Origin of the sequence: Dictyobacter aurantiacus, assembly GCF_003967515.1 — a bacterium.
Lineage (GTDB): Bacteria > Chloroflexota > Ktedonobacteria > Ktedonobacterales > Ktedonobacteraceae > Dictyobacter > Dictyobacter aurantiacus.
The window spans coordinates 1,243,144-1,265,633 of sequence record NZ_BIFQ01000001.1; the positions used below are offsets into that span (position 1 = coordinate 1,243,144).

At 53.2% G+C, this 22,490-nt stretch carries 18 protein-coding genes; 4 read left to right on the top strand and 14 right to left on the bottom strand.

Annotated features, from left to right (window positions below):
- Nucleotides 1-55: 55 nt before the first annotated feature.
- Nucleotides 56-1,303 carry an MFS transporter gene (locus KTT_RS05055; RefSeq protein ID WP_235845603.1) on the bottom strand — a complete coding sequence of 416 codons (1,248 nt, stop codon included), beginning with the start codon at nucleotides 1,301-1,303 and terminating at the stop codon, nucleotides 56-58.
- A gap of 250 nt (nucleotides 1,304-1,553) precedes the next feature.
- On the opposite strand from KTT_RS05055, the gene KTT_RS05060 reads away from it, so the two are divergent.
- Nucleotides 1,554-2,960, top strand: a complete 1,407-nt coding sequence (locus tag KTT_RS05060) for a hypothetical protein (RefSeq protein WP_126594945.1) — start codon at nucleotides 1,554-1,556, stop codon at nucleotides 2,958-2,960.
- Between the two features lie 380 nt (nucleotides 2,961-3,340).
- Here KTT_RS05060 and KTT_RS05065 read toward each other — a convergent pair whose 3' ends face one another.
- From KTT_RS05065 to KTT_RS05090, 6 genes are all read right to left on the bottom strand, one after another.
- Entirely contained in the window at nucleotides 3,341-5,335 is a 1,995-nt protein-coding gene (locus KTT_RS05065; RefSeq protein ID WP_126594946.1) for an aldo/keto reductase, read from the bottom strand.
- 284 nt (nucleotides 5,336-5,619) lie between these two features.
- Nucleotides 5,620-5,985 carry a hypothetical protein gene (locus KTT_RS05070; protein WP_126594947.1) on the bottom strand — a complete coding sequence of 122 codons (366 nt, stop codon included), beginning with the start codon at nucleotides 5,983-5,985 and terminating at the stop codon, nucleotides 5,620-5,622.
- Between the two features lie 100 nt (nucleotides 5,986-6,085).
- Entirely contained in the window at nucleotides 6,086-6,739 is a 654-nt protein-coding gene (locus KTT_RS05075; RefSeq protein WP_126594948.1) for an LON peptidase substrate-binding domain-containing protein, read from the bottom strand.
- Between the two features lie 419 nt (nucleotides 6,740-7,158).
- Nucleotides 7,159-7,638, bottom strand: a complete 480-nt coding sequence (locus tag KTT_RS05080) for a GatB/YqeY domain-containing protein (RefSeq protein WP_126594949.1) — start codon at nucleotides 7,636-7,638, stop codon at nucleotides 7,159-7,161.
- Between the two features lie 163 nt (nucleotides 7,639-7,801).
- Complete coding sequence (locus KTT_RS05085; RefSeq protein WP_126594950.1) at nucleotides 7,802-8,086, bottom strand: hypothetical protein; 285 nt, start codon at nucleotides 8,084-8,086, stop codon at nucleotides 7,802-7,804.
- A 22-nt stretch (nucleotides 8,087-8,108) separates the two neighbouring features.
- On the bottom strand, nucleotides 8,109-9,761 hold the full coding sequence (locus tag KTT_RS05090) for a sodium:solute symporter family protein (protein ID WP_126594951.1): 1,653 nt from the start codon (nucleotides 9,759-9,761) through the stop codon (nucleotides 8,109-8,111).
- A 459-nt stretch (nucleotides 9,762-10,220) separates the two neighbouring features.
- Here KTT_RS05090 and KTT_RS05095 point away from each other — a divergent pair, with 459 nt between their 5' ends.
- The 3 genes from KTT_RS05095 to KTT_RS05105 all read left to right on the top strand — a co-directional run bounded on the left by KTT_RS05095 (nucleotide 10,221) and on the right by KTT_RS05105 (nucleotide 14,420).
- Nucleotides 10,221-11,726 carry a thioredoxin-like domain-containing protein gene (locus KTT_RS05095; RefSeq protein ID WP_126594952.1) on the top strand — a complete coding sequence of 502 codons (1,506 nt, stop codon included), beginning with the start codon at nucleotides 10,221-10,223 and terminating at the stop codon, nucleotides 11,724-11,726.
- Between the two features lie 164 nt (nucleotides 11,727-11,890).
- Nucleotides 11,891-13,468, top strand: a complete 1,578-nt coding sequence (gene pruA / locus KTT_RS05100) for an L-glutamate gamma-semialdehyde dehydrogenase (protein ID WP_126594953.1) — start codon at nucleotides 11,891-11,893, stop codon at nucleotides 13,466-13,468.
- Between the two features lie 16 nt (nucleotides 13,469-13,484).
- The gene (locus tag KTT_RS05105; RefSeq protein ID WP_160145648.1) at nucleotides 13,485-14,420 is read left to right on the top strand and encodes an MBL fold metallo-hydrolase; all 936 of its coding nucleotides are present in this window, start codon (nucleotides 13,485-13,487) and stop codon (nucleotides 14,418-14,420) included.
- 107 nt (nucleotides 14,421-14,527) lie between these two features.
- On the opposite strand, the gene KTT_RS37365 is transcribed toward KTT_RS05105, so the two are convergent.
- The 7 genes from KTT_RS37365 to KTT_RS05140 all read right to left on the bottom strand — a co-directional run bounded on the left by KTT_RS37365 (nucleotide 14,528) and on the right by KTT_RS05140 (nucleotide 22,465).
- Nucleotides 14,528-15,124 carry an acyltransferase gene (locus KTT_RS37365; protein WP_126594955.1) on the bottom strand — a complete coding sequence of 199 codons (597 nt, stop codon included), beginning with the start codon at nucleotides 15,122-15,124 and terminating at the stop codon, nucleotides 14,528-14,530.
- The gene (locus tag KTT_RS05115; protein ID WP_126594956.1) at nucleotides 15,124-16,185 is read right to left on the bottom strand and encodes a polysaccharide deacetylase family protein; all 1,062 of its coding nucleotides are present in this window, start codon (nucleotides 16,183-16,185) and stop codon (nucleotides 15,124-15,126) included. Before KTT_RS05115 ends, KTT_RS37365 begins: the two co-directional genes overlap by 1 nt.
- Nucleotides 16,186-16,281: 96 nt before the next feature.
- Nucleotides 16,282-17,508 (bottom strand): NAD(P)-binding domain-containing protein, encoded by a 1,227-nt coding sequence (locus KTT_RS05120; RefSeq protein ID WP_126594957.1) that lies wholly within the window; start codon nucleotides 17,506-17,508, stop codon nucleotides 16,282-16,284.
- 19 nt (nucleotides 17,509-17,527) lie between these two features.
- Nucleotides 17,528-18,826 (bottom strand): carboxylate--amine ligase, encoded by a 1,299-nt coding sequence (locus KTT_RS05125; protein ID WP_126594958.1) that lies wholly within the window; start codon nucleotides 18,824-18,826, stop codon nucleotides 17,528-17,530.
- The gene (locus KTT_RS05130) at nucleotides 18,804-19,856 is read right to left on the bottom strand and encodes a polysaccharide deacetylase family protein (RefSeq protein ID WP_126594959.1); all 1,053 of its coding nucleotides are present in this window, start codon (nucleotides 19,854-19,856) and stop codon (nucleotides 18,804-18,806) included. The genes KTT_RS05125 and KTT_RS05130 overlap by 23 nt, the downstream gene beginning before the upstream one ends.
- A 57-nt stretch (nucleotides 19,857-19,913) precedes the next feature.
- Nucleotides 19,914-21,152 (bottom strand): NAD(P)-binding domain-containing protein, encoded by a 1,239-nt coding sequence (locus KTT_RS05135; protein WP_126594960.1) that lies wholly within the window; start codon nucleotides 21,150-21,152, stop codon nucleotides 19,914-19,916.
- Nucleotides 21,149-22,465 carry a carboxylate--amine ligase gene (locus KTT_RS05140; protein WP_126594961.1) on the bottom strand — a complete coding sequence of 439 codons (1,317 nt, stop codon included), beginning with the start codon at nucleotides 22,463-22,465 and terminating at the stop codon, nucleotides 21,149-21,151. The genes KTT_RS05135 and KTT_RS05140 overlap by 4 nt, the downstream gene beginning before the upstream one ends.
- Between the last annotated feature and the right edge of the window lie 25 nt (nucleotides 22,466-22,490).

Genomic DNA, 22,490 nt, shown 5'->3' on the forward strand with positions numbered 1-22,490 from the left:
GAAGGCGACCACCCCGGCCGGGATGGTCGCCTTCCCGCTCTTCACTTACAAATGCCTATCTAGAACCCATCAGATGCCGACGCATGTTGCGGGAGTTGAGGGCATAGAACCCAAGGGCAAGCAGGATCAGCAGACAGGCCACGGCACAGACACCATTCCACCTGGCTATGCTCCAGCCAAAGGTACCCAGGATAGATCCGATGGAGCCACCCACGAAGTAGATAAACATGTAGACGGTATTCAAACGATTGCGGGCCGCGGGCTGCAGGCTATAGACGCGTGCCTGGCTGGAGATTTGGTTCGATTGCGTGCCCAGGTCGAGCAGAATAGTGCCGACGACCAGTCCGAATAGCCACTGGCCGGTCAACCACATCAACACGAAGGCGACCAGGATAATGACCAGGCCCATCCCATTGGCCAGCCTTGGGTCGCGGCGATCGGCGAACTTGCCAACAAACGAGGCCGCCAACGCGCCCGTGACGCCCACCAGGCCAAACAATCCGGCGACCTCACTACCAAAGTGATAGGGAGGGGTCTCCAGGAAGAATGAGAGCGAAACCCAGAAGACGCTAAAGGCGGCAAAAGCCAGAGCTCCGAACAGCATCGTCTCGCGTAGGACCGGCTCGTCCCGCACCAGATCCCATAGCGATCGCAGCAACTGCGGATAGCTCATGGTGTCCTTTTTCGCCCGATCACTGGGCAGCAGGAGACGCATCGCAACGGCAAGCAGGATCATCATGGCGGCCGCGATCCAGTACATGGACCGCCATCCCAGGTAATTCGCGACGATACCGCTCACGGTACGCGCCAGCAGAATACCGATCAGCAGGCCGCTCATAACGGTCCCGACCACCTGGCCACGAGCCTTCGGCGGCGCCAGGTGGGCTGAATAGGGAATAATCAGTTGCGGCACAACCGTCGTCACCCCCACCAGGAAACTGGCCACCCCGACCATCACAATTGATGAAGCGCTGGCCATCCCGATCAACGCCAGGGTAACCGCACACAACATACCCACAATCAATGTTCGCTGATTATATTTGTCTCCCAGCGGAATAATAAATAGCAGACCACAGGCATAACCGATCTGACTTAATGTAGCGATAAATCCCATTTCATTGGCCGAAACGGCAAACTCATGACCCATGTTTGCCAGTAACGGCTGTATATAATATAAATTCGCGACCGAGATAGCGCATGCAGTAGACATAATCAATACTAATCGTCTATCCACCGTGGCGATTTCGCCCCGCCGCACCTCAGCCACTTCAGGCGTTTGTTCCTCAAGCAGCTCTTTATCCAAGCAATACTTTCCTTCCTCGCTAAGCAATATCCATCAATTTGACTATAACAAAGAAGGGCCACCATTTTATTGCATGCGTATGCAATAAAATGGTGGTGTAGAACGTGCTTTGTGTGCCTACGGCGCTCATCTGAATAAGTAAAACATGAGACATCCCGAATTTTAAGGTCGGGCTTGTAAAAAGACACCTCCTGAGCGAGACTGAAGAAAGCAACCAACCATCATTCAGTCAATCCAGGAGGTGTTGTTCATGTCATCCCAGTATCTCACACGGCTTGAGGAGCCACAAGTTCCACCATATCCCCCTGCCGAGATGGCTCAGGGATTGTACACCGCTCTCGCTCGGTTTCTAGCTCCGTTGCTCATGGAAGCTGATACCCGCATGGACAAACGACTGGTGCGCACGATGTTGCACACGGTCGCAGTGATCTTGACCTTTCGTGATCGCGTCAATGGCTTGCTCCTCTCGGAAATGGGCGGCTATCTCGAAACGCCTGACAAAGCCCCGGCAGGCACCAAGCGCCTGTCTCGGCTGCTGCATTGTCGCAAATGGTCCGCTGAGCTGATCCGCTCGTATCTGTGGCATCGAGCCAGCCAGCGCCTCACAAGGTGGAAACAGATGGGAAGGGATGTGCTGGCGCTGTGGGATGAGAGCGCCTGGGAGAAACCAGAAAGTATCGCCTCCGATGATCTTGCCCCGGTGCGCTCAAGTAAAGCGGCGCGACTCACCCATATCAAAAAGGGCTACTACACCCCACCGCGTGGCCCCATTTTTGTGCCGGGCCTCCATTGGCTGGCCGTGGTCCTGGTCGGTAGCGAGCAGCAAGACGACCCGCCTGAACTAGCCAGCATGCGGTGGTGGACCAGCCGTGGGGCGCGCGCCTCCTTCAAACGCGATGAGCAAGCCAAACTGTTGCTGCAAGGCGTTCTGCTCTGGGGACGCGAGGTGATGCATGTCTTTGATCAAGGCTTCGCCAGCAGTTTCTGGCTGGGTCTGTTGCTGGCGTTCTCGTTGCGCTTTGTGCTGCGCTGGAACAAAGACTATCAGCTCGTGGATGCCCAGGGTCAGCGACGTGCAGCCTGGAAAATCACCCGCGGCAAACGAGGATGGCAAGAACGCTGGGTGTGGGATTGCCGTCGTCACCAGTGGGTCATGGGCAGCATTCTTGCCTTTCCGGTGACGCACCCCGACCATCCTGAGCAGCCCTTGTGGTTGGTCGTAGCTCGGCGCAAAGGTGGCTTGCCCTGGTATCTGCTCACCGCCGAGTCCATCACCACCGCGGAAGATGCCTGGCGGATCATGTTTGCCTATGCGCGTCGCTGGCAGATCGAACTGACCTGGAAAGAAAACAAGAGCGAATTGGGCTTCCAAAGCCCGCGGCTCTGGGAGTGGGAGCCGCGAGAAAAACTGCTGCTGTTGGCGGCGCTGGCCTACGCCTTTCTGCTGAGCCTGCTGGCGCCGTTTTACGAACTCTTACGCCGCTGGCTGTTGCGGCACTACTGTCATCGCACAGGCCGTCATGCCCGGCAAGCACACCAGCCGTTTGCACGGCTGCGCCTGGCCTTGAGTCGGTTGTGGCAACGGATCCCTGCGCGCTGGGAGGAGGTAGCTGGCCGGCCCCGGCCCCAGCCTCGCGTCCAGATCATCATGCTCTGAGGTGGTGTGGAGGTTCCCCACGTGACGAGAGACGCTCTGGTCGGCATCGGCTGACCATGTGGGCGTGTGTCCGGTGTTCATCGGGTACAACGCGTCTTGCCAACAGAGGATGCGAATGCGTGCGAAAAGAGCATACCCCTAGGCCCTGTGGAAGCCGCTGGGATGCTTTGGGAGTGGAAAGTCGATTGACCAGCTCCTTTCTCTTTTTCCGTTTTTTGGCACAGTGGTGCTTTTCAGCGAGCCAAACGGGGAAAGCACGTTGTTCTGCAAGAGAAGAGAAGCGAGCAGTTCTCCTTCAAAAATGGAGAACTGCTCGCTTCTTTCACAAGTTCATCCCTAAAATTTGGGATGTCTCATGTTTTACTTATTCAGATCTTATTTCAGTCTTCCAGATTCAGCCAGCGGACTTCTTCGGGGGTCAGTTCAACCGTCAGGGCGGGCAACGAGGTGCGCGTCTCCGACAGCTGGCGTGGTCCGATCAGAGGGAAGGTCGGGAATGGCTGATTCAGGACGTAGGCCAGAGCGATATTAATGGGAAGTACCCTGCGCTCTTTCGCCATCTGCTGCACACGCTCCAGGCGTTTGAAGTTATCTTCACTATACCAGCAGCGTACCAGTTCCGCGTCAGAATGATCATCAGGATGGGCACGACCGGTAAAGAAGCCACGAGCCTGGCTTGACCAGGGCATAATGGGCATCTGCGTCTTCTCTAACCAGGCGCGTGATTTGGGATCGGAGGCTGCGATACAGCCCGCCCAGACAGGGTCTACCATGCGTGCCAGGCTGAAGTTGTTGCTGATGGCCGAAAAACCACTCATACCATGGGCGGCCGCCCAGTCGTTGGCTTCCTGCAGACGTTCAATCGACCAGTTGGAGGCGCCAAAGACGCGCATGCGTCCGGCGTTTTTGTGTTCGTTGAGCACAGTGATAAACTCACCCACTGGAATATCGGTGTTGTCACGGTGCATCATGTAGATATCTACATAGTCGGTCTGCAGACGATCCAGACTCTGCAAGAATTGGGAAGCGAGGGCCTGGGGATTACAATGGGGTGTATGTGCACCTTTATCCAGAATTACCACCTGCTCACGCAGGCCACGACTTTTGATCCACTGACCAAGAATCTTTTCGCACAGGCCACCACCATAGATATAGGCACTGTCGAAACAGTTGCCGCCCTGCTCGATGAAATCATCGAACATGACCGATGAGTGAGGCCAGTTGACCTGGTTATCGACACCCATCACCAGACGTGAAACGGGCTTCTCAACGCCTTCAATGCGGCCATATTTCATGATGCTCTGCGGCCGTACCTTCAGAGGTCGTTTGTGCACCGGGAGATGCTGATCGGGCCCCTGTGGATGCTCAAATGGATAGGTCAAGCCGATCGCTGCGCGCCATTGATCCAATGTGCGCATATTGCCCAGTGTATCTTCCCAGCTCATGGTCGGAGATTGGCGTTCCGCCAGGTACTCGGCCACCGTATCGGCTTCCAGCCCATAAAGATCCTCGGTCTCAAAGCTGTGTTCGGCCACCTCACCATTATTACGTTTCACAATGACTTTTGTGGTCTGGCCGGCGCGAGGATTCCAGGGAGGCGGAATGGTGAGAGAGCCCTCTGATCCGTAAACGCGGATCTCGTTCTCAGCATTGACGCGCACCCCGGTTAATAACTCGGCAATGATACCACCGGGAAAGGCCAGTGAAGCCACGGTATACTCATCGACATGGCTCTCTTCACCAATATGACCTGTAGCGGTAACCTTTGTTGGATCAGCGAACGGTTTACCAGTAGCCGCGCCAGCTACCAGACGGGCCAGAGAGGTACAGTAACCACCAACATCGAGAATACCACCACCACCCAGAGTATCCTTCAGCAGGCGGCTATCTAGATTATAGCCAGCATTAAAGGCAAAGCTGGCTTGAATGACACGTACATCACCAATCGCCCCTTCACGAATCAGCTCGACCAGTTTGGCGATCTGGGGATGGCCGCGATACATATAAGCTTCCATCAGGAAAACATCATTGCGTTGCGCGGCCTCTACAATCGCCATAGCTTCGGCATGGTTGAGGGCAATTGGCTTCTCACACAAAATATGTTTGCCAGCTTCAGCAGCTTTGATCGCCCACTCGGCGTGCATTGGGTGGGGAGTAGAAATATAAACGGCCTGCACATCTTTATCAGCGAGCAGATCGCTATAGCTACTATAGCGTCGTGGTACATTCCACTTGTCGCCAAAGCGATCGGCAGCCTCCTGAGTACGGCTTCCAACCGCCAGGAGCTTCCCCGTTTTTGAACTTGCCACACCTTTCGCAAAGACACCCGCGATGTTTCCAGCCCCAAGGATACCCCAGGTTAGCGTTTGACTCATGATAATCCTCCAAACCACTGTGAAACCTGATAATCAATGTGTCAATCTCGTCATACCTGTAGCGAAAAACTATGATCAGCACATGCATATGTTACAATCTGCGCCAATGCCAGTTACACCCTAGTATGATCCAGCCAGACAGGCAAAAATGCAGGAGCAACATTGATCTATGCATTTTACTTCCCTTACCTATTCCGAACGAAGCATTCGGTTTTTGGCTTATTTTGGAGGTTATACCACGAAGTCAACCCATGCGTCAAATTATCTGTGGCAAAAAAAGCGCTTTATTTCTGGCGTGGTGAGCGAGGAAAAGATTTTTGAGGCTTACTCTTATGCTGCGCCGGGCGTTTTGATCCTCCACTTTTGGGACCATGCGCCTTCTGGGATCCTTTATGTGAGGTGGGCTCTTTTCCAAACACGGCCTGGGCCTCCTCGCTGTGGCCATGGCCAATCAACCATTCCTTTGCCCGGGGACGTAAATCTTTCAAGGTCGGGCTACCCGCGATCATCATCCACATCGCGAACTCGGGATCGGCCGGAGCCTCCTCGCTCCAATGACCCTCTGCAATTAAGAAGTCTCTGACTTTATCTACATCTAACGTACGCAATTCTGCATCCAGCCGCTGCCGGAAATTCTGGTAATTGGTCATTTTGTAAGCTACTCGCTTTCACATCGGATATACGATGGTATGTCCTGCGCCAGGCAATGTGCGCAGGCTGTCATCGCTCTGTACCTGTATGATCTCCTCTCTAGTTTAGCATAGTAAGGTCATCGTCAGGCCGTTTAAAGAGGAGCTGGCGCATAAATGGAACCTCGCGCCGCAACACCGCGATCTCTTCAGCCAGGCGCTGTTGGGTCGAGGTGAGCTCCAGGTAGTGCTGCTTCTTGGTATCCTCAATCTCCAGGAAGTAGGCAATGAAGTGTGATAGATCTTCAGCCGCTTCAGGCAGGTTGGTGTGCAGGTCATTCTCCTCAGGCGCATCGAGCAGCATGCTGAGATAGGTTTCAAACAGACCGCGAGCCTGCTGGACCATGGGGGTCAACATCTCTTCTGGCTCAGGTTCATCTTCATATACCTCAACCAGGCCTGAGAGATAAGACTTCTCATGGCTCTGACTAAGGATGCGAAAGCGCTGGATACCTACCGCCATCAAATCATAGCAGCCATCCTCCAGTGGCCGCAGATTATGGATTTCGGCCAGGGTCCCAACTTCGTAAGGCTCTTCCCGCATAAACTTGCTACCAGCTTTTACCAGTACCACACCAAAGGGTTTATTCTCTCGCTGGCAATCCACCACCATCTCTCGATAACGCGGCTCGAAGATATGCAATGGAAGAACCGTACCAGGGAAAAGTACAACATTCAATGGGAATAACGGCAATTCAGTTGCGGTTGCAGACATATCAGGAATCCTCCAGGGTGAAGAAACCGACACCTCTTGGTTTATAATATGCACAGATCATCTCTTAGCTAAAATCAGCCTCATCTTGTGTGAGATAACTTATCGTACCTTGAGACGCCACTGGTATATGTTATGGGGCAAATTATGCATGCAAATGAACTCTCATCTGAAAAAACGGCAAATCCCATCTATCGTTATCAGGATAATTAATATACTGTACATTATATTCTGGGTTTTTGACAAGAGTATTTACAGCATATTGCGCATACATCCACTTCAGGAGCCCGAAAACACAGCATATCATTCTACAGCATTATATAAGATATGGGAGTACAATTATCCAGACGCCCACAAAAAATCCGAAGAGCCTTGTCTTGCACGCGACCCTTCGGAGTACCTTTGTGATTATTCACTGGAGCCTATTGAACGAGTTCTTTGACCATCCGCTGCACACGGGCACCATCAGCACGCCCTTTGGTCTCTTTAGCGGCCTGGGGCATGACCTTGCGAAACTCTTTACCATTTGTCTCGATCAGGCGTGTAATGATCGTCCGCAATTCATCGTCGCTCAATTGCGAGGACTGCAGGTACGATTGCAAAATCTCCATCTCACGCTGCTCTTTGTCAGCCAGGTCGGTGCGCCCACCCTGCCTGTAGAGAGGAATGGCCTGGTTGCGTTTCTTCACTTCTTGCTCGAGGACCTTCAAGCAATCGGCCTCAGTCAAGGGCTGGCCATATTCCGCGTTTTTGCGATCGGTACGCGCCACCTCAAGGTTATGGATCGCGCCCAGGGCCATGCGTAATGTATCCAGGCGCACCTGGTCGCGACTGCGCTGCGCCTCACGAATGTCTGCCTTCAACTGCTGCTCAATGGGAAAATCCTGCCGTGCTTCTGCCATCTTTCATAACTCCTACATGCTACTATACTATGTATATGCGCCCCTTAGTATACTACGAAGAAGCGAAAAAAGCACCTGCGCAAGATATCCCTGCCACCGTGAGCACAATAGGACCGAGCCGGGCAAGCGCCCGGCTCGGTCCTATTGTGCTCACGGATACTGGTTATACGGCGCGGCTGCGACGGGTTGAAATGAAACTGCCCACGCTCATAATGATACCAAAGACCACCATGAGCAGTCCCCACCACAGATTGATATTGATGTTTGCGCTCTGGGCATAATTGACATTACCAACCAGGCCGTAGATGAAAAGGACCAGGCCAATGGCGCCGATGGTGGCGCCAATCGTCAGGGCAATCGACATGCGGTGCCCCTGCGCCTGCTCGTTATCGCCCCCTTCTGGGGTCTGTACCTGTTCATGCTCTATCGCGTTTTCGTGTTGACTCATAATACTAGCACCTTCTTGCTTCCTAGAAGAATAGGATATTCAGGATAACAAAGATGGCCAGGGCTGCTCCAGCCAGCACCATTGGTCGCTTATACCAGACCGTCTCAACCACCGTTGCCTTTGGCGTCATACTATAGACCAATCCTTTTAGCTCCTCATCCGGCTTCCTCTCAGTAAAAAACGAGACAATGATGGTGATGACGAAACAGACTCCCCAGGCGATCAGCGCGCGCCACATACTGGACCCCTCCGAGCTACCCAGCGAGAAGAGATGCATATACTGCTCGCCTATCCAGAGAGCAATCGAAACCAGCGTACCCACTAGCAAGCCAACAAAACCACCCCATGGTGTGGTGCGCTTCCAGAACATTCCTAGCAAGAATGTCGCCAGCAAAGGAGCGTTGAAGATGGAGAAGAGCGCCTGCACATAGTCCATAATACTGGTGAAGCTGGACGCGATATAGGCGGTACCAACACTCAGCAAGATACCAACGACGGTCACAATACGTCCCATCCACAGGTAGTGGTTGTCGCCGGCATCACGTTTGAAGTATGCACGATAGATGTCGTAGGTCCAGACTGTATTAAAGGCGGTTACGTTACCAGCCATACCCGACATAAACGAGGCCAGTAGCGCGGTCAGGCCAAGACCAAGCACCCCATTGGGGAGGTAATGAGCCATAGCGATCGGAATAGCCATGTTATACGAGTTCTGGAACGTGCCACCTTTACCCAGATTAGGCATCACCGAGAGGATAATCAGACCAGGGATGATGGCCAGGAATGGGAAAAACAACTTCGGGAACGCGGCAATCAACGGTGTACGCTCGGCCGCCGCCTTGTCCTCGGCCGCCAGCGCGCGCTGCACCACCAGGAAGTCGGTACACCAGTAGCCAAAGCTCAAGACAAAGCCTAACCCCAGTACGATACCGATAAAGTTGACACCAAAGGGATTGTTATTTGTAGCCGTGTTGGCCCACAGATGGAAGAACTGTGGATTGTTTACCTTGGCCTGCAAACCAGACCAGCCACCAACACTGATCAAACCAATAATCGTCACTGGTAAAAGTCCAGCTACAATCAAAAAGAACTGGAGCGTCTCATTGTAAATCGAAGACGTCAGTCCACCCAGGATAATATAGACCATGATGAATAAAGCGGCCAACCAGATACAGGCATTCAGCGACCAGCCCAGCAAGAGATTAAACACGAGCGCGGCCGCAAACATGTTGATGCCGCTGGTTAGCAAGGTCAAAATGGCAAATGAGATCGCGTTAAAGCCGCGGGTAGCCTCGTTATAGCGCATCTTCAAGAAGCCTGGCACCGAGTGCGCCTTACTGCCATAGTAGAATGGCATCATAAAAATCGCTACAAATAACATCGCCGGGATTGCGCCGATCCAGTAAAAGTGCGCCTGCAAGAAGCCATACTGGGCCGCGTTAGCACCCATACCCAGGATCTCTAACGCACCAAGGTTAGCACCCACAAACGCTAAACCCGTCACCCAACTGGGCAGTGAACGCCCCGAAAGAAAGAAATCTTCCGATGATTTCATCCGTCTTCTCAGCGCAAAGCCAATACCAAGCGTCACAACAAAGTAGATCGCAATGATGAGGTAATCTACCCAGTTCGCGTTAGCAATGACATTGGCCGACACCGCAGTCAAAGTAAGCATATAAGCTCTCCCTTATTCACGCATCTATAGGTAGAGATTATTTCTCTAATTTACCAAAAGGAAACCCATGCCCATAATAAAGAAATAATCTCTACCTATATTCAGGGGCTAAAAAAATTAGACAAAAGAATCTAGAGATTCGCAATATATCTCTATTTTCACGAGAATACTATCCTAATCACGAGGCAGGTCCAGAAATCGCTTCAATTGAAAATGGCGCCATATGGGAGATTGTATGGCTCAGAAATCTTTATATCTGCATGTATAGACTTCCCGCAGCCAGCCTTCGAGCGTTTCGCGAACAGCGCGCCATCATCTGCTAGCAAAAGGGAAGCCCTAAAACAGATATAATGAAATAAAAGAGCCCTTCAATAATGTTAATACCTACAGAACAGCAGTGCACAGACATATATCATCTTATGCTCAGCCACCAGGAGAAAAGGGAAAGGAGTGAGGAGGATGAATAGACCACAGTTTCGCGGTGAGGTGCGAGCGCCAGATTTCCCCACCAACCTGGATTGGATCAATAGTGATCATCCCTTACGAATGGAAGAGTTACGCGGTCAGTTAGTAATCCTTCATTTCTGGACCTTTTGTTGCATCAATTGTATGCATGCATTGGCTCAGCTGCGCACCATAGCAGCCGCTTTTCCCGATACACTGACCGTCATCAGTGTTCATTCTCCCAAATTCCCGCGTGAGCAATTCACAAATAGTGTACGAGACGCGGTCCTGCGTTATGGGATTGAGCATCCCGTAGTTAATGATCGCAGCATGTACCTCTGGCAGCAATATACCATCCGCGCCTGGCCGAGCCTGGTCTTTATCGATCCCGAGGGACGCGTCATTCAAAGGCGCGAGGGTGAGATTGATCCAGCTCAGGCGATCGCCCTTATCAAACCTATGATGGAAGAGTTCGAGACACGTGGTCTGCTCACACACCAGCCGCTACGCTTCGCCCACGAGGTCGCGACCGAGTCGCAGCTCGCGTTTCCGGGCAAAGTGGCAGTCGATAGTGCCCATGATCGCCTGCTGATCAGCGATACGGGTCATCATCGAATCATTGAAAGCGGCCTGGATGGCCACATACGCTGGATCATCGGCACTGGCGAGATGGGCAGAGCGGATGGAGGATTTGATCGCGCACAATTCAATCGACCACAAGGAATTCACCTGGTGGGCGATCAGCTCTATGTGGCCGACACCGATAATCATCTGATCCGCCGCGTTGACCTGTCTATAAGACAGGTGGTCACCATCGCTGGCACTGGCGAGCAATACGGTTTGAGCCGCACGCCGACCAGCGGTCCCGCCCACACCGTTGCCCTCAATTCGCCATGGGATCTCCAATGGAGGCACGATCCGCTTGCCCATCGAGACGATCTCTTTATCGCCATGGCTGGCAATCATCAGATCGCGGTACTCCACCTCGATAATGGCGTAATCGAACCGTTTGCTGGCCGAGGACCTGAAGGGATCGGAGATGGCACATACGAGGAGGCATTTTTCGCCCAGCCCAATAGCCTGGCCCTCTCGAAAGAGACACTCTATGTCGCCGATAGCGAGACAAGCGCGGTGCGTGCCATCGATTTAGGCACAGCACCGGAGGTGCGCACGCTGGTAGGGCAAGGGCTGTTTATCTTCGGCGATCAGGATGGGGCAGGCAACGAGGTGCGTCTACAACATGTACAGGCGCTCTGCGTCTGGCGGCAGCAACTCTACCTGGCAGACACATATAATAATCGCATTAAAATCCTCCATCCCGAGACCAGGCAGGTAATCACACTGGCTGGCACTGGCACAGGAGGACTGAAAAATGGTACATTCTTAGAGGCACAGTTTAATGAGCCTGCTGGCATCACCGCAGCTGCTGGAAAACTCTACGTAGCCGACACCAACAACTCGGCTATCCGCGTCCTGGATCTGGACACACAGACCGTGTCCACGTTACATATCCATGTGTAGTCCGGGCCACATCCTCCAGCCTCCGAGCATGATGAGAACCAGCCACATTCCTTTGACGGAGAAGAGAGATGCATACAATGCTTTCATCTCTCTCAAGCTATGAGATACAATGGAATATATGATCGTTTACCTGTCAACAGTGAAGTGTTTGTAAGGAGCTTTCTATGACAACCGTATTTGAAAATGCCACTACCCACGCGCAAAAATCATTTGTGAATGAACCCTTCACTGATTTTTCACAAGAATCCAACCGACGTGCCCAGGAAGCTGCTCTGGAGCAGGTGAAAAATGAATTAGGGCGCACCTATCCTTTAATTATCGGTGGAAAAAAAATATACAGCGAGCAGACCTTTAATTCGGTCAACCCCGGCCAGCCAGATCAAGTTGTTGGCACCTTTGTGGCCGCAACCCGTGAGCAGGCTGAGGAGGCTATTCAGGCCGCAACTACCACTTTCGAGCACTGGAAACGTGTACCCGCCAGTGAGCGTGCTGGCTATCTATTTGCGGCCGCCGACCTGATGCGTCAGCGCCGCTTTCTCATTAATGCCTGGATGGTCTACGAGGTTGGGAAAAGCTGGGTCGAGGCCGACGTTGAGGCGGCTGAAGCCATCGATTTTCTCGAGTTCTATGGTCGCGAAATACTCAGGCTAGCCGATAAGCAGCCGATCACGCCTTTTCCTGGCGAGGAGAATGAACTGGTCTACATTCCACTGGGCGTAGGCGCCGTCATTCCTCCCTGGAACTTTCCCTGCGCCATTATGGCCGGCATGACCAGCGCCGGCTTCGTATCTGGCAATACCATCGTTTTGAAGCCGGCCAGCACAGCACCAGCCATCGCCTACCAGTTCATGCAAATTCTGGAAGAGGTCGGACTACCTGCCGGTGTCGTTAACTTCCTGACCGGCTCTGGCTCTACCATTGGTGATGCCCTGGTCGACAGTCCGAAAGTCCGCTTCATCTCCTTCACCGGTTCGCGCGAGGTTGGTACGCGTATCTACGAGCGAGCTTCAAAGGTACATCCAGGACAGCTCTGGCTCAAGCGCTCGGTGCTCGAAATGGGCGGTAAAGACGCCATTATCGTCGACGAAAGCGCCGACATTGAGGATGCCGCGACCAACATTGTCTCTTCCGCCTTTGGCTTCCAGGGGCAGAAGTGTTCAGCAGGCTCGCGCGCAATTATCGTCGAGGCCGTTTATGACGACATATTACAGAGAGTAGTCGAAAAAACGAAAAAGCTAACCATGGGGGATGTCACCCAACAAGGCACATACATGGGTGCCGTTGTTGACGCCAACGCGAAGAAGAAGATCCTTGAATATATCGAGATCGGGAAAAACGAAGGCAAGCTCGTCCTGGGTGGCGGTGAACAGGGGCCAGGCTACTTTATTGAGCCGACCATCTTCGCCGATGTAGATCCCCAGGCACGCATCGCCCGGGAGGAGATCTTTGGCCCGGTGCTGGCTGTGATGAAGGCCAAAGACTTTGATCATGCGCTCGCCATCGCCAACAATACCGAGTATGGCCTGACTGGCTCTCTCTATTCGACCAATCGCGAGCACATCGCTCGCGCCAAAGAAGAGTACCATGTCGGAAACCTTTACTTTAATCGCAAATGCACGGGTGCGCTGGTAGGTGTCCATCCATTTGGCGGCTTTAATATGTCGGGGACCGACTCTAAAGCCGGAGGACGTGACTACCTGCTTCTCTTTACACAGGCCAAAGCCATTTCGGAGAAGAAATAAAACGAAGGAGCAGCTCTTGGCAACCGTTAGTAAATACAGTCCAGGTCTCTGGCATATCTCCCTGCCTTTTCAAGGAGAGTCTGAGGTCATTGGGACATATATCCTGGCCGGGCAGGATGAGGTCGCCCTCATCGATCCCGGTCCAGAAACAACGATTGAAGCTCTGCTAGCCTCTTTGAAGGAGGCCGATTTTAATCCACAGGCGATTACCCATATCCTCGTGACCCACATTCATCTGGATCATTCGGGGGGCGTGGGGACATTGCTACACCACATGCCTGATGCCAAAGTCCTTGTATACAGCAAAGGTGCACCGCATCTGCAAGATCCGGCCAAACTGATTACCAGTGCCAGCCGGGTCTATAAGGAGCGTATGCAGGAGCTCTGGGGGAAGGTAGAAGCGGTACCGGCGGAGAATATCCAGACCATCGATGGTGGAGATATATTGAATATCGCTGGTCGCCGGCTTGAGGTGCACTATACACCCGGGCACGCCAGCCACCATGTCGTTTTCTATGATGTACATACTGGAGAACTGTTCGCCGGTGATGCCGCAGGTGTACATCTGCCCGGCATTGATTATGTGCGCCCACCAACACCACCCCCCGATGTAGATATAGAAGCCTGGTCAGCAACTATCGATCTGCTCAAAAAGCTGCGACCGGATGTGCTCTACCTGGCGCATTTCGGACCGGTACGCGACACGATCCCACACCTGGAAAGGTTGCGTGCGCAACTCTTCGCCTGGGGTGATATCGTTCTGGAAGCCATGCAGGCCGGAAAAAGTGAGGATGAGATCATTCAGATCCTCATGGATAAAACGATGCCCGAGCTCAAGCGCAAAGGGGCTAATGACGAGGTTATGAAGCGCTACGACCTGGCCACTAATTATCCTATGACTGCTCAGGGGTATATCCGCTACTGGCGGAAAAAACATCCTGAAAGGTTCTAAATGGAGGGCGCAAATGCGCCCTTCAACTTTCTTTATAGATTGTGCGGCAGCAAGGGCACGCTACACGCCTTTGCTGCCGCACAACCTGTCACTATGACAAAATCCTGCTAGCTGGAGAAAACGCAGGGGGTGCCACAGGTTTCGCACCAGCCAGAAAGCTTGCCATCCTCTACCGTGTGGACATCTGCCAGGCGGCGCGCGCAACGGCATACATGGCCATGGGAGCTAGCAGGATTGCCAAAGACAAGGGTATGCGGTGGCACATCCCTGGTAACTAAAGAGCCTGCTCCGATCAATGCGAACTCCCCAATCGTGACACCACAGACGATCACCGAGCCAGCACCCAGCGAGGCTCCATATTTGACCAGCGTCGGAGTTACTTCCCAGTCATCGGCGCTCTTCAATTGACCCACGGGCGTGATCGCCCGTGGAAACATATCGTTGGTGAAGCACACGTGTGGACCGATAAAGACACCATCCTCGACGGTGACCCCCTCGAAGAGGGAGACGTGATTCTGGATTTTGACGCGCGATCCAATAGTGACATGGGACTCAACATAGACGCCCTTGCCAATATTGCATTGTTCGCCGATGCGAGCCTGAGAACGTACGTGTGCCTGACGCCAGATACGCGTGCCAGCACCAACCTGAGCCCCCTCCTCTACTTCAGCCTGCGGATGAACATAAAATGATGTAGATTGCATTATCTTCCTTTGACGCGACGAGCATTGGTAAAGTTATTACGGATAAAAGGCATCCAGCGCAGGCGGGAGATAAATCCCCACAGCCCTGCCGCCTCGGCCGCGATCACCAGCCAGTGCTGATCAATATCGACTTCAATGCGGCACAGACGATATGGATCGCTCACGGGCGTATTGATGCCATAGGTCGTGGTAACGGCCCAGTCATAGCCAGCATCCTTGACCGCCTGTACGATAGTATCACTAATGTGCTGGACCTGCCCGACAGGATAGGCAAAACTGCGTACAGGATGCCCGAGTTTCTCCTCCAGAACCCGTCGACACTCCGTCACCTCATAGCGCACCTCAGCCGGATCGGTGATATACGAAAGGATGGGATGATGCATGGTATGGGCACCGAGCGTAATCCAGCCGCTCTCGTCCATCTCCCGGGCCTGCTCCCAGGTAACCGGAAGCCGGTCTTCATCGCGGTCCTGCTTATCTGGCTTCGGCGATACATCCAGTACAGTCCTGGCCTGGGCCAAAAAGGTCTCGCGCTCGGCTACTGAGGTGGCGAAACGCACATGGTCATCAATAAATTGAGCGAGGGCGGGCCGCTCCTGCTGCACATCAAAGTGCTTATGATCCAGGGTAGCCTCGCTGACGCGCGCGCGGCGCGCTATGCTCTGACCTTCGAACCACCAGAAGCGCTGATGGCTTTCGATATAATCAGGAACAAGAAAGATAGTCAGAGGGATACAATAATCGCGCGCCATGCTCATCGCATAGGTATAATTATCTGTATAGCCATCATCCAGGCTAATAACGAGTGGTGTGCGCCGATCATTTTGATAGCGAGGATCTTTCTTTCCGGTATAAAGCTCTTCCAGCGCGGCTTCCAATGGCATGATACGATAGTGGCGGCGTAGATACAGCAGGTGCTGTAGAAAGTTGCCACCCTTTGACGTATGATATGTGAGTATCACCGCCCGCCGTCCCGCACGCTGATGGAAACGGCACGCCATAGCCACCAGACCGCTATAATAGAAAAAGCCCGCCAGCATAATTAAAATTCGTCGACCCATCCTGACTCCCTTTACACTACTCCCATCAACCACACATGAGCTATCTCCGCACTGTACAGGTGAGATAGCTCATGCCAGTATCTGGATAGGTGAGGTTTAGCGCGAACGCACAACCTGTTTAGCAATAGCGCCGGAAGCTCGGCGTGCGGCGGCATCAGCACCCACCACAAAACGGTAGAAGGGACCGAAGCTACGTGCGGACGAGAAGCCGACAAAGTAGAGGCCCGGTACGCTGGTCTCAAAGTGGCTGTTCAGCACAGGTGAGCCGCGATGGGTCTGCAACGCATCTTTGATGTTCTCATCCAGCATAGGCAACGCTTTCACGTCCGGACGATAACCGGTACCAAGAATAACATGATCATAGATCTCTTCTTTGCCATTGGCCAGGGTCAGCTTTACTTTGCCATCCACTTCCTCAATCTTTGTGATTGAGGTATTCTCGCGCAGATCAACCTGTCCAATGATGCGCGGCTTCAGCCAGTGCGATCCGGCTGGCCCATGCGTATTGTCGACGATGTTATCACGGCGAGCACGGGAAACACCGTGCAGGGAGTAAGGATACTTCTCCTGAAACAGGTTGGACCAGCCATAGCCCATGCCTGCCTTTGGCGCACGCAGGTAACGGGCCCACATGGGATATATCGAGTTATGCAAATTCAGCCAGCGCACGGTACGACGCACGAATACCGAAACCTTCGCGCCCTGCTCATTCAAGAGTGCGGCCGTCTCCAGAGAACCCTGACCACCACCAATAACCGCGACCCGCTGGCCTTTGAATTGCTCAAGCGTCGCATGCTCGGACTGGTGAGAAACCAGGTGCCTGGGCATGTGAGCGTACTCTTCAGGGCAATAGATATAGTAATGCAGTCCAGGAGCCATAGCTACCACTTTACTCGTGACCACGCGTCCATCCTCCAGCGTCACACGATAGTGGTCATCAACACGCTCGATATTGCTGATGTAGGTCTCATCGACATTGGGTACCGCATGCTTCTGGAACCAGTTAACATAATCCAGGAACGTTTCGCGTGGCATCGGATCAACGGGGGTTTTGCCCTGCGCCTCATAGTAGCGAGCAATGGCATATTTTTTCTGGGGATCTGACAGGCTGGAGGCCCACCAGAAGGAACGCAGCAGCATTCCATCGGGCATATGATTGCGCCAGAAATAATTTACCTTGCCAAAGGTCGCTATTTTGAGTCCATGGCCTAATAAGTGGGCGGAAAGTGAGAGACCATAAGGGCCGGCGCCCATCACTACGACATCATATTGGGCAGAGGGGGTAGATGATTGGTTCTTTTTAGGGTTTAAAGAGACACTCACGATAAACCTCCCAGGTAAGTTATTTACTCAATTTACGCAAGGAACGAGAAGCGAAATCTTTGGCCGCACTCCAAACGGGTTTTAGATCCTTTAAATCAACATAATCATAACCTGCAGGCATAAAGAAACTAGAACAGAATTGAAAAATAGCCCGGGCCGGTGATGGCACACCCGGTCGCCCACGCTGTGCCAGGGCCTCAGCCGTTGTCACGATATCACCTTCCAGAAAACGCATCCAGCCGCCAGTTTGATACCCTTCCACCGGTTTGATCGCCTCTCCGACAGCCCACTGGTAAAGCAGGTAGGGGAAATCGATGCCCGAGCGTACCGCTATTTCGACGGAGGCCGATAGCCTGGGGTTAATCTCCATCAGGTAGGGCTTTCCAGCTTCGTCACGCCGGAATTCGACTTCAGAGTAGCCCTCCAGTTCAATCTCGCGCACCAGCCGCTCGGACTGCTGGCCGATATCCTCAGGAATAACGATGCTCTGCCGCAAGACCGAGGTACCTCCCAGTGGTGGTTGGGTACGTTTCGCCCACTGCGCGAAACGCGCATAGACGGTGCCCTGCCCATACAACAGGCTGACCGCTTCCCGGCGACCGGTCAGAAACTGCTGGAACAGGGTACTGCCACCACCCTGGGTGAGCTTTTCAACCGCCTGGTACGCCTCATCTGGGGTGGTCACCAGTTCACAGATCAAACGCACCCCCTGCTGCTCTCCCCATAGCCAGGTTTCGATCGGCTTGACTACAGCCGGCAAGCCAATCTCACGTATAGCCTCCTTGACCTCGCTGGTGGAAGACACCGTGACACCTCTGGGAATACCCAGGCCCAGCTTTCCAGCAATCGATAGGGTCAAATCCTTATTGATCGCCGCCTCCAGGGCAGGCTCTTTGGCCAGGGCGATATGTGTATATTTTTCGATCTCATCCCGATGCTCGCGAACAACCGCCAGCGTGCCATCGGAGGAGGTCAACAATACACGCGCGCCCGTATAGGTCAGCACCTGCTGCAGATAGGCCAGATAGGAATCCGATTGCTGATCATAAGACGGTGCGACGTAGGCGTGTTCGCACCAGCGAGACGCGAACGTAGGGATAGAGCGCGCCTTCCTGGAAGACGACGACATCGTCTCCAGGGCCGCGACATGCATCCCTCGTTTTCCCAATGAACGCACCGCGACCAGCGATTGACGCAAGTTCGCATCCAATACCAATGCGTCATACGCCGCTGAGCGCACCCCGAGACCGTGCGCATCCCGTGGCTGAAGCATAGCCGCTCCATCTTCCACGCCATTATTTTTTAAAGAGTTTGGCATACTTTTTCCTAATTCGGGATACGATGCCCAACAGTCCAACAAGTTCTGCCGCCATCACCATCCAGTTCACTTCGGTATCGCCGGGCATACGGCCTAGCAAATAGGGATCTGACTCACTGGTATTGAGCGTTTCCAGCGTCGTCACCGCCCAGGTAAAGCCAGCTGCCTTCACAGCCTCGATGCCTCGTTCACCAATGTGCTGCATCTTTCCAACGGGATAGGCAAACATCCGCACCGGATGGCCCAGTTTCTCTTCAAGTATCTGACGGGAAGTCTGAACCTCGTACAAAACGTCCGCCGGATCTGCTAGATACGCCAGGATAGGATGATTGACCGTATGGGCGCCGAAAGAGACTAATCCACTGGCCTCCATTTCGCGAATCTGCTCCCAGGTCATAGGCAGATCTGTATCATTGGTAGTAATTTCGCGACATGGCAGCGCGACCTGCAAAGCCAGTTGTAGCTCCGCAAGGAATTGCTCCCGCTCGGCAATTGACCTCGTGTACCGCGCACGCCCATCGATGAGGTCAATTAATTCCTGCCGTTCATGTGGCATCGTCAGATGATAGATACGACCATCAAATGTCACCTGCTCACTTTTGAGCAGGCTGACCAGTTTGCTGGCCGCTAACCACCAGAAATAGCGGCCGCTGTCAATATAGCCAGGAATCAAAAAAATCGTTATCGGCACCTGGTAGAGCCGGGCCAGTCGGAACCCCTCGACGTAGTTATCGATATACCCATCATCAAAGGTCAGGACGAGCGGCCGGCGGTGATCACGCTTCCCGGCCACATCCTTTTTGGTCCCGCTGGCACTTTCGCCAAAAAGCTCTTCCAGAGCCTTCTCTAAATGAACGATGCGATAGTGGCGCTGCAGGTAACGCATATGAGCCGGCAGGCCATGATTCGCATTATGATAGTTCAGAATAATCACTCGTCGATCAAGTCGCTCATTGATCCGCAGAGCCAGGTACGTAATACCCAGGTAGTAAAACATTGCTGCAATCACTACACGCATGCGTTCGTACATAGCAATTCCCCTCAGCCCTCAATATTTCCGGCAGCAAATGTGTTTCACGCTGCGCACCTATTTATGTTGAGCCACGTAACGGGCGGCCCCGGCAGCGGCTCGCTTTCCAGCAGCTTTCGCACCTACCACAAAACGATACAAGGGACCAAAGGCACGTACGGAGCTGAGACCAATAAAGAACAATCCTGGAACGCTACTTTCAAACCAATGGCTCAACACAGGGATCTGCTGATCTTCTTTGATCTGTACTAGCAGGGATGGATCTATCATCGAAAGGTTCTTCATTTTAACTTCATAGCCAGTGCTCAGCAACAGATGGTCAATCTGCACTTGCTGCCCATCCGAAAGCGATACATCCAGTTTCCCGTCCCGCTCTGTGAGCTCTTTGATGGTGGTATGCTCATGGACTTTGACCTTGCCTTCGCCCAGGACCCGTTCACGTAACCAGTGAGAAGCCGCAGCCTGATAGTTCGAGCTAATAAAGCGGTCTTTGCGATCCTGGGCGAAGCGATAGAACAGGTATGGTATATATTCCAGCACCCAGTTCTCCCAGCCTGGAGCAATACCGGCCGAGGGCGCCTGGATCTTTTCCCACAGTGTACGCTCATTGTGGCGATCGCGCGGCAACCAGTTAATCGCTCGGCGCACCACCAGGTGTACATCAGCAGCCTTACCTTCCTCAAGCAGCAGCGCCGAATACTCTACCGCGCTCTGTCCGCCACCCACCACCATGATTTTTTTGCCTTCGAATCCGCTAAAGTCGCCATTATCGAAAGCGTGTGAAACCAGGTCTTTGGAAAAACCCCTGAATTCCTGCGGCCAGCGACCGAAGTAATACACTCCAATCGCCATCACCACCGACGTCGCCTGCACCACACGTCCATCTTCCAGCGTAACAATAAAGCGCTCATTCTGCCGCTTGACCGAAGTCACATAGGTCTCATCCACATTGGGTACGGCATTTCTCTGAAACCAGAGCGCGTAATCCAGGAAGAGCTGTATCGGAACCGGGTAAGGATTGTTTATATTTTTCATCTTTAAGTAACGTGCAAAGGTATACTTTTTTTGTGGATCAGAAAGGCTGGTCGCCCACCAGTGAGAACGCAGATACATACCTGGAGGCATATGTCTGGCCCATAATTCCATTGGCTTACCAAAGACCGCGACATTTAATCCTTTAGCGAGCAGATGTGCCGCCGTCGTAAGTCCATAAGGACCGGCCCCAACAACAATTACATCGTACTGCGCGACCGGCGTCAACTGTTGAGATTCCTGTAAGTCTGATACAACACTCATGAAGAACTCCTTTTAATGCGTGACAACCTTTTGGCAATAGCCCCTCCTACCCACTCGAACGTAAACTCCGTTGATGCTTTTATAGCAGGGGTCAAATCATTCCAATCGATATAGTCATAATACATAGGTTGAAAGAAAGAAAAGGTAAAGTCGCGTACCGCCTGCAACGGTGGCGTTATGCCGGGACGCCCCCGTTTCTGCAGAGCCTCAATTGTCGTCATAATATCGCCCTTAAGGTAACGCATCCATTTCCCGACGCGATAGGAACGGACTGTATCGATCTTGCCGCCATTTGCCCATTGGTAGAGCAGATGGGGAAAGTCAACGCCAGAGCGGACGGCAATTTCAACTGAAGCAGATAAACGAGGATTGATCTCCATAAGGTAGGGAATACCCGCCTGATCGCGCCGGAATTCGACTTCCGCATAGCCCTCAAGATCAATTTCACGGATCAACCGTTCAGACTGGGCACCGATATCCGACGGGACGGCGATGCTCTGGCGCAGGACCGATGTTCCACCCAATTGAGGCTCGGTACGCCTGGCCCACTGGGCAAAAATGGCATGCACCTCGCGGTTGGCATACATAATACTAATAGCCTCGCGCCGACCGGTTAAAAACTGCTGAAGCAGAATAGTACCACCCAGGTACGTCAATTCTTCCGCGGCGCGCTGCGCTTCATCTTCTGTAGTAACCAGCCGAGAAGCAAAGCGAACTCCACCTCCCTGCTGCTCATCCCATAACCAGGATTCAACCGGCTTGAGAACGGCTGGCAGGCCAATCTCTTTGAGGGCTGCCGACACTTCATCTGGCGCGTTGATCGTCACGCCACGTGGAATAGCAAGCCCCAACTGCCTGGCGACCTCCAGGGTCGCTTCCTTGTTGATTGCAATCCTCAACGCGGGATCGCGTGCCAGCGCGATTTTGACCTGCTTTTCCAGGCGCTCTCGATGCTGACGCAAGAGGGCCACCGTGCTATCAGAAGACGCGATGACGACGCGAGCCCCACTATGCTCCAGCCATTGTTCAAGGAAGGCAAGATAGTCATCGGTGCCAGCTACGCTGGGACAAACGATGCCTTGCCGGCACCAGCGCGAGGCAAAGGCCGGCACACGGTTCTCTGCCTCCAGCGCCGCCACCTTCAACCCTTGTTTTCCCAATGAGCGAATCGACACCAGGGACTGACGTAAGGCCGCATCCAGCACGACAGCGTCGTACATTTTGGGATGGCTTTCAGACCCTCGGTCAGCTCGCTGATTGAGAACAGATTGAGTAGCACCAGTGCTATCTACTTCAGATGAATGACCTAACACGCAACACCTCAAACTGAAAACAGCT

What these genes read in the sequence shown, in the direction of transcription:
- pruA (WP_126594953.1), top strand. Translation starts at nt 11,891, where the DNA reads ATGACAACCGTATTTGAAAATGCCACTACCCACGCGCAAAAATCATTT.
- KTT_RS05070 (WP_126594947.1), bottom strand. Translation starts at nt 5,985, where the DNA reads ATGACCAATTACCAGAATTTCCGGCAGCGGCTGGATGCAGAATTGCGT.
- KTT_RS05090 (WP_126594951.1), bottom strand. Translation starts at nt 9,761, where the DNA reads ATGCTTACTTTGACTGCGGTGTCGGCCAATGTCATTGCTAACGCGAAC.
- KTT_RS05080 (WP_126594949.1), bottom strand. Translation starts at nt 7,638, where the DNA reads ATGGCAGAAGCACGGCAGGATTTTCCCATTGAGCAGCAGTTGAAGGCA.
- KTT_RS05130 (WP_126594959.1), bottom strand. Translation starts at nt 19,856, where the DNA reads ATGTACGAACGCATGCGTGTAGTGATTGCAGCAATGTTTTACTACCTG.
- KTT_RS37365 (WP_126594955.1), bottom strand. Translation starts at nt 15,124, where the DNA reads ATGCAATCTACATCATTTTATGTTCATCCGCAGGCTGAAGTAGAGGAG.
- KTT_RS05075 (WP_126594948.1), bottom strand. Translation starts at nt 6,739, where the DNA reads ATGTCTGCAACCGCAACTGAATTGCCGTTATTCCCATTGAATGTTGTA.
- KTT_RS05135 (WP_126594960.1), bottom strand. Translation starts at nt 21,152, where the DNA reads ATGAGTGTTGTATCAGACTTACAGGAATCTCAACAGTTGACGCCGGTC.
- KTT_RS05095 (WP_126594952.1), top strand. Translation starts at nt 10,221, where the DNA reads ATGAATAGACCACAGTTTCGCGGTGAGGTGCGAGCGCCAGATTTCCCC.
- KTT_RS05115 (WP_126594956.1), bottom strand. Translation starts at nt 16,185, where the DNA reads ATGGGTCGACGAATTTTAATTATGCTGGCGGGCTTTTTCTATTATAGC.
- KTT_RS05060 (WP_126594945.1), top strand. Translation starts at nt 1,554, where the DNA reads ATGTCATCCCAGTATCTCACACGGCTTGAGGAGCCACAAGTTCCACCA.
- KTT_RS05065 (WP_126594946.1), bottom strand. Translation starts at nt 5,335, where the DNA reads ATGAGTCAAACGCTAACCTGGGGTATCCTTGGGGCTGGAAACATCGCG.
- KTT_RS05125 (WP_126594958.1), bottom strand. Translation starts at nt 18,826, where the DNA reads ATGCCAAACTCTTTAAAAAATAATGGCGTGGAAGATGGAGCGGCTATG.
- KTT_RS05085 (WP_126594950.1), bottom strand. Translation starts at nt 8,086, where the DNA reads ATGAGTCAACACGAAAACGCGATAGAGCATGAACAGGTACAGACCCCA.